The organism is Shewanella sp. 11B5 (assembly GCF_002836795.1).
GTDB lineage: Bacteria > Pseudomonadota > Gammaproteobacteria > Enterobacterales > Shewanellaceae > Shewanella > Shewanella frigidimarina.
This window is the reverse complement of sequence record NZ_PJAP01000327.1, coordinates 1-6,779: the sequence shown is the minus strand read 5'-3', so window position 1 is coordinate 6,779 and position 6,779 is coordinate 1. Positions and strand designations below refer to the sequence as shown.

Here is a 6,779-nt window from a genome sequence, read left to right as displayed (position 1 = left end):
GCAGCACACTGCTGGTGACTTTAAACGTACCTTAACCGTTTTTGGTGAAAACACTGATGAAGGCAGAGCTAAGTTTCAACAGGAATTAGAAGAAACTCACGTGCTTTTTAAAGAGTTTGTCGGCCGTTATCGTCCTAATATGGACATTGCTAAAGTCGCCACTGGTGAACATTGGTATGGCCAACAAGCAATTGATTTAGGGCTTATTGATGCGGTTTCTACCAGCGATGATGTAATTTTAGACTTGGTGAACACCCATCAAGTGATTAAAATTCAATATCAAATGAAGAAAAAACTAGCGGATAAAATTGCTCATGGCGTTTCACTATCAGTGACCACTATGATGAATCGTTTTGCGGAGCGTAATCAATCGGTGTAGTACAGTAACAGCAGTACAACGCAATTGATTAAAGAAAAAAACGACAGCCTTGGCTGTCGTTTTTTATATTGAAAAGCTTATGAGTGACTAAGCTTTGTAACTGATGTGTTGATGGAAACGTAAAATGACATCAGCGTGTTCTTTATCAATGTCGAACTCATTGGTAAATACACGTATAGCTTCTTCAACTTGATTCATAAAGCGACCATAACCTTCATCAGTTTCATCACTTTTACCTGCGACAATCACAAATCGGAAAACGTCTACAAGCTTGTTCGCATCCCAGTGACAAATTGGCTCAGGTGATTCGGCATGAGGATCAAACCCGACCATCTGAAACTCATTTGTACTGGTTAATTGCTCATACTTACTGTTACGTACTAGCGGTATTTTACCATTAGCAACTACTGCAACACGATTAAGCTGTTTGCTTTTTGTCGCTTCGATAAATTTGTCACATACCTTTTTATAAACACTGGTAAAGTCGGTGGTATCATTTGCAAGTAACTGCTTCTTGATACGACGATCAACTGGAATGTTAATGGTGACATAATTGAGCGTGCTGACATTTTCTGGAAGCTCGCAATGACGTCGGTGATAGCGACTATCAACAGCACGTAATTTATAACCGTAGGTTTCTTTTAGTCCTTTGGCTTTGGCAAAGAAGTCATAAGAAATATGCTGGTGGTCACGGACTTTAATTGGCACATTTTTAACAGGTAATAATGGTTTTAATTCAGCTATAAATTTTTTCACATGAGAGTGAAATTCCGCCGAATTACTGCGAAGGTCATTGCCTGTGGCTAAAAATACAATTCTAAGTTTTCTAGCTCTAAAGCCTGCAACGCTGTGTAAACGGTTAGCTTCATGGTGTGCAGGGTTATAGAAAAAACGTAATTGCTCGTCTGTGGTTAAGCAATAAGCCTCACTGTGATAGCGGACCATAGGTAATTTATCAGTGGTGACAACGTGAACGTTGTACAATTCTTGTTTTTCGGCTAGTTGATAGACAAGTTTACTAAACTCATCATAACAAGTTTCTAAATCACTGTATGCATTAAGATATTCATCAGTTAACGGAAAACCAATGGTAATGTATTGATTTTTACGTGTTGCTGTTGGCAGGTATACTTTTTTTTGACGACTGACGGACATATTATTTCCTTATTGCCTTTGTTGTTGTCTAAAGTTTATCGTTATATGTTTATGCTTATTTAATGCGCTTGCTGAGTGTCCATTTTAAACATTGATGCTTAAATTAAAATGACTTTCGATCACTTTATTAAAATGTTTTTAACATGTTGAACAAAACTTGTTCAAATTTAAGTGTTTACTCGGATAAAGCTTGTGTGATCCAAGGTAACATTAACAGCGTAATAGTGTCTTGAGCTTGTTCATTTGGATGAATTCCATCGCGCTGCATAAGTGCTTTGTCGGTGGCAATATCTTGCATGAAAAAAGGGATCAACTGAATTGTATATTGTTCGGCCAGTTGATGGTAAATCTGAGTAAAAGATTTGGCATACCTAGGGCCGTAATTCGGTGGTACCATAATCTCAGTTAATAACACTTTGGCGCCTTGTTGCTGCGATAGGGTAATGATTTTTGTAAGATTTGATTTCAGTTTATTAGGCGGAAAACCTCGCAGTCCGTCGTTACCACCTAGTTCAATGACAATCAGATCAGGTTTGCTTGAGGCCAGTAAACTCGGGAGTCTACGCAATCCTCCCGCCGTTGTTTCACCACTAACAGAACCATTAATTACCTGATGTTGAGGCAACTGGTTACGTAACAATTGTACCCATCCCTGATCTTCTGGCATGCCATAACCTGCACTTAAGCTATCACCTAATATCAAAATCGTGGCAGCATAGGTTGGTACACTCATAACTATCAGTATAAACACGCTGGTAAGCACGCGTTTAAGTGACGAATATAAGAAGGATTGTATGTCTAATAATATCGATCGAAATACCAGTGCCATTACTGTAACTAACCTCAATAAAACTGTCGTGACCCAAGAGGGAGAGTTGACTATCCTCAACGGCATTAATATAGAAGTCAAGCAAGGAGACAGTATCGCCATTTTGGGGCCATCAGGTTCAGGTAAGTCGACACTATTGGGGTTACTTGCAGCATTAGATACTCCTACCTCTGGTGAGATAGTGTTAGATGGCGTGGCATTATCTGGATTAAATGAAGAGCAAAAAGCAGCGCTTCGTAAGCAAAAAGTCAGTTTTATTTTTCAGTCATTTATGTTGGTTGATACCTTAACCGCGCTTGAAAACGTTATGCTACCCGCAGAGCTTGCTGGGGTGAAAGATGCCAAGCAGAAAGCCCAAACCATGCTTAATCGCGTTGGTTTATCTCATCGATTAAATCATTTACCTAAACAATTATCGGGTGGTGAACAGCAACGAGTGGCGATTGCCAGAGCTTTTATTTGTGAACCCAAAGTGCTGTTTGCAGATGAACCAACAGGCAACTTAGACAGTGTAAATGGCGATAAAATTGCTGATATGTTGTTTGCGTTAAACCAAGAAAGTGACACCACGTTGGTGTTAGTGACTCATGATTTGCATTTAGCAAAACGTTGCGCACGCCAATTAGTGATGGAAAATGGTCATTTATCTGAACCATACGCAGATAATCTGAAGGCTGCCCATGTGAGCGCGGAACATGCTGAGGAGGTTAATTAATGGAGTGGCAAATTGCGTGGAGATTGTTTAAACGTGAACTCGCTCAAGGGCAATTAATTCTTATCGTGTTGGCTATTACGTTAGCGGTGTTGTCCGTGACCGGGCTAGCGCGGGTTAGTGAGCGTTTACAAGTGGCCATTAATGGCGAAGCCTCTAACTTTATTGCCGCTGACCGTATTATTGACTCTCCGGTTGAACTTGATTCACAAGTCCTTACTGTTGCCGATGAGTTAGGCCTTGCCCACGTCACTAACATGCAATTTAACTCGATGGTGTATTCGGGCGATAAATTTCAATTAGTGACCGTTAAAGCAGTAGGTGAGGGCTATCCGTTAAAAGGCGATATAGAGCTGAGTAACGGTGTCACTCGAGCATTACCAAGCAAGGGACAAGCATGGTTTGAAAATCGCTTAGGTGGTTTGCTTGGCTACCCTAAAAGCATTGAATTGGGTAATAGTGAGTTATCGCTAACCGAAGAGATTAGTCGTTTACCGGATGCGGGGTTTAATCCGTTTGCATCTTCACCAGTATTACTCATCCGTTTAGATGATGTGGCGGCGACGGGTATTATTCAACCCGGTAGTCGGGTGACGTATTTATACCAATTTACTGGTAATGCAGAGCAATTAACAGCATTTGAACTGCAAGCTAAACCTTTGCTCAATAACAGTCAACGTTGGGTAGATGTGCAATCGGGAGATTCCCCGATAGCTTCAGCTGTGCAGCGTGCGGAGCGTTTTTTACTGCTAGCCAGTTTACTTGGGATTGCCTTGGCGTGCGCTGCCATTGGTATTGCAGCGCAGCGTTACTGCCAACGCCATTATGATGTTGTGGCCATGCTGAAAACCTTTGGCGCTTCAGGCAAGCAAATTCGGGTGTTATTCGGACTGCATTTGTCGTTAGTGACCTTGTTGGGTATTGCACTGGGGTTACTGGGCGGGTTATTGCTCGACATTGGCATTACGGCATTTTTACCACCAGAAATAGCAGCTTATTCTCCACCGTATTTACGCCCTGTTTTATTAGGTGTAAGCACGGGACTGATCAGTGCATTTATGTTTTCTGCTTATCCGTTAATGCGGCTGTTAGCCATTCCGCCATTAAGAGTATTGCAGCGCCAATTAGAAGGCTTGCAGCTGGGCATGTGGCTCCATTTAATATTAAGCTTGGCCGCAATGGCCTTGTTGGGGTATTTGTATTCAAGAAGTTTAGCATTGACGATGACAGTGGTACTTGCAGTATTGTTGTTAGGTTTTTTACTCAGTGTGCTGGGCTTTGTGATGATCCGTTTTGGTCATGGCATTGGCATGAAAACCACCAATCCTTTTCAATTAGCACTAGCCGGTCTGCGTCGTCGAGCTCGTCAAAATGCTGTGCAATTGGTTGGATTTAGCAGTGCATTGGTATTATTGCTAACCATCTTGGCTTTGCGTCAAGATTTACTCAATGAATGGCAAAAGCAGTTACCAGAAAATGCACCTAACTACTTTCTAGTTAATATTGCCCCTGAGGATGCTAAGCCGTTAAACGACTTTTTAAGCCTAAATCATATTAACGCGACTGATATTTATCCTGTGGTGCGTGGTCGACTCACTCATATAAATGACGAAGAATTGATTTCAGGTAAACAAGCTGAAAACGGTGCTGAAGGGCGAGTGGGGATTTCTCGCGAACTAAACTTAACCTATCGAGATACTTTACCGCCAAATAATAAGCTGCTTGAGGGCACGTTTAATCAAGCTGCTGATGATGTATCGGTTGAGTCTGGTGTCGCAGATAGACTAGGAGTTGTACTTGGCGACAAGCTCACCTATAACATCGATAATCAATCCTTTTCGGTGAAGGTTGCCAGTATTAGACAGGTTCAGTGGGAAACTCTACAACCCAACTTTTTCATGATTTTCACCCCTGAAGCGTTGGCACCATTTGCCTATACCTCGATGGCAAGTTTTCACCTTAATGATGCGCAATTAGCGGCTGACGGTAGTCTGCTTAGCGCCAATCAAGTGGTGTTGCAACTTATCCAACAATTTCCAACGGTATCGATTATTGATGTTGGGGCTATGGTTGAGCAGTTACGACAAATAATCGATCAAGTGTCATTATCACTGTCATTGGTGTTGGCATTAGTGTTGTTGGCCAGTGCTTTGGTGTTGATTGCGCAAACGGAAGCTGGCATGGCGACTCGACAACGAGAACTCGCGGTGTTGCGAACTTTTGGCGCATCGGGTTGGTTACTTCGTGCTTCTACTGGAATTGAGTTTGCTTTGCTTGGTGCAATTGCCGGTTTATTAGCGGTGATTGTGGCAGAATTTGCTTTATACATGTTAAAAACTCAAGTGTTTGAGCTGGTTGTATATATGCATTGGCCGTGGTGGGCGATTACTCCAGTCGCAGGGGCGGTAATTGTGGCTATTTTAGGTGTTTGGCGTTGTCGACAGTTATTGAATATGTCTTGCAGTGAGATGCTAAAAGCGGGTTAAAACACCGGCTAAAAGTATAAAAGGGAGATGCTTAGTCATCTCCCTTTTTTATGTTGCCTTTTTACCTTAGTTGATCACTGATATGATTACTTTGAGCGCATTTTATATTGGGTTGGACAATACGCTCTATCAGTACCTTCAGGTCGTAATTTAAGGTGTTTAGTTTTACGGCCACTGACTCGTGCACGCCATAATTTAAAACTACTGTGTTTAAGTGAATTGCGCATGAGTTTAATCACATTCGATTCATTTAAACCGTAAAGATGTTCAATAGCTTCAAATGGCGTTCGGTCTTCCCATGCCATTTCAATTATCCTTGAAGTCTCGTGCGATGATAGCATGGCGTTTGATAATGTTTATTGGGTTTGCACCTTAGTACGTGAGTTATCAGAATTTAGATTAATCAATTTAGAATTTGTGTTTAACGTATTGGATGTTGAATGATTATCTGAACAGCATATTAGCGGACAGTTAGATGCAGACATTACTGGGTTATTGCTCATTATCGATGATGAGTGCGGTAGGTTTAATATTATTTCACCCGCCAAACAGTGTTATAAAATATACCAAGTCACATTAGCTTCGGATTACTCAGCAGGGCAAGCACTTGTTTTATCTCTTAATCGTTTTTAAGTTGGTTTACTGTATAGTTAAGTTATATTGAATAGTGCTCCGAACCGATCTCGTGGAGTGTAGGACTAATTTTGTGACAAAGTGTAAGTGCTGAAGATTCATAATTTAGTCCACCACGATACATAGTTGTAGAGGCAAATATTGTCGATGGAACATAAGACACCACTCTCATATCATTTTAAAGACAAACATATATGGTTTGACATGACCATGTTGGCGGCTTTGTTCGTGGTGGCAGCCTACGTCCCTCTATTAAAAATTGTTCCTTTGGTTGCCTGTCTAGAGTTATTCAGCTTTTTTAGTTTTCACTTGCTAGCAAAGCGCAGTCGCTTCCAGTTACAGGGTTTTCTGGGGGGATTTATTTCCAGCACGGCTGTTTTTTTACAAATATTGAATGATAAAAAATTTGCATCAACAAGTGAGCGTGACTTGCTACTGACATTGTTGTTTGCTTTATGTTCTATGTTACTGGAATGCCTATTTATTATCTTTTTTTTGGCAGACCAATTACCCTTTATTTTTTATATTCCCTTTTTCATGCAATTATTGTTTTTTATTACGGCGATAATATATGCGCAGTTTCAC

General features: G+C 41.0%; 7 protein-coding genes. 4 read left to right on the top strand and 3 right to left on the bottom strand.

The window, feature by feature from the left end:
• Positions 1 to 379: S49 family peptidase (locus CXF78_RS06800; RefSeq protein ID WP_180957074.1), on the top strand; the 379-nt coding region annotated here is incomplete at its 5' end.
• Between the two features lie 87 nt (positions 380 to 466).
• Here CXF78_RS06800 and CXF78_RS06795 read toward each other — a convergent pair.
• A complete protein-coding gene (locus CXF78_RS06795) occupies positions 467 to 1,534 on the bottom strand; it encodes a DUF3083 family protein (protein WP_102036348.1) in 1,068 nt (355 codons plus the stop codon).
• Between the two features lie 175 nt (positions 1,535 to 1,709).
• Positions 1,710 to 2,267: an arylesterase gene (locus CXF78_RS06790; RefSeq protein ID WP_180957073.1), complete on the bottom strand. Its 558-nt coding sequence runs from the start codon at positions 2,265 to 2,267 to the stop codon at positions 1,710 to 1,712.
• Between the two features lie 61 nt (positions 2,268 to 2,328).
• On the opposite strand from CXF78_RS06790, the gene CXF78_RS06785 reads away from it, so the two are divergent.
• Positions 2,329 to 3,078, top strand: coding sequence for an ABC transporter ATP-binding protein (locus CXF78_RS06785; protein ID WP_011638017.1), 750 nt, complete (start codon positions 2,329 to 2,331; stop codon positions 3,076 to 3,078).
• Entirely contained in the window at positions 3,078 to 5,561 is a 2,484-nt protein-coding gene (locus tag CXF78_RS06780) for an ABC transporter permease (RefSeq protein ID WP_102036346.1), read from the top strand. The genes CXF78_RS06785 and CXF78_RS06780 overlap by 1 nt, the downstream gene beginning before the upstream one ends.
• A gap of 86 nt (positions 5,562 to 5,647) precedes the next feature.
• Here CXF78_RS06780 and CXF78_RS06775 read toward each other — a convergent pair whose 3' ends face one another.
• Positions 5,648 to 5,902, bottom strand: a complete 255-nt coding sequence (locus CXF78_RS06775; protein WP_102036345.1) for a TIGR03643 family protein — start codon at positions 5,900 to 5,902, stop codon at positions 5,648 to 5,650.
• Positions 5,903 to 6,341: 439 nt separating this feature from the next.
• On the opposite strand from CXF78_RS06775, the gene CXF78_RS06770 reads away from it, so the two are divergent.
• Positions 6,342 to 6,779, top strand: a 438-nt coding sequence (locus tag CXF78_RS06770; protein WP_145991388.1) for a DUF4010 domain-containing protein, incomplete at its 3' end; no start/stop codon positions are given.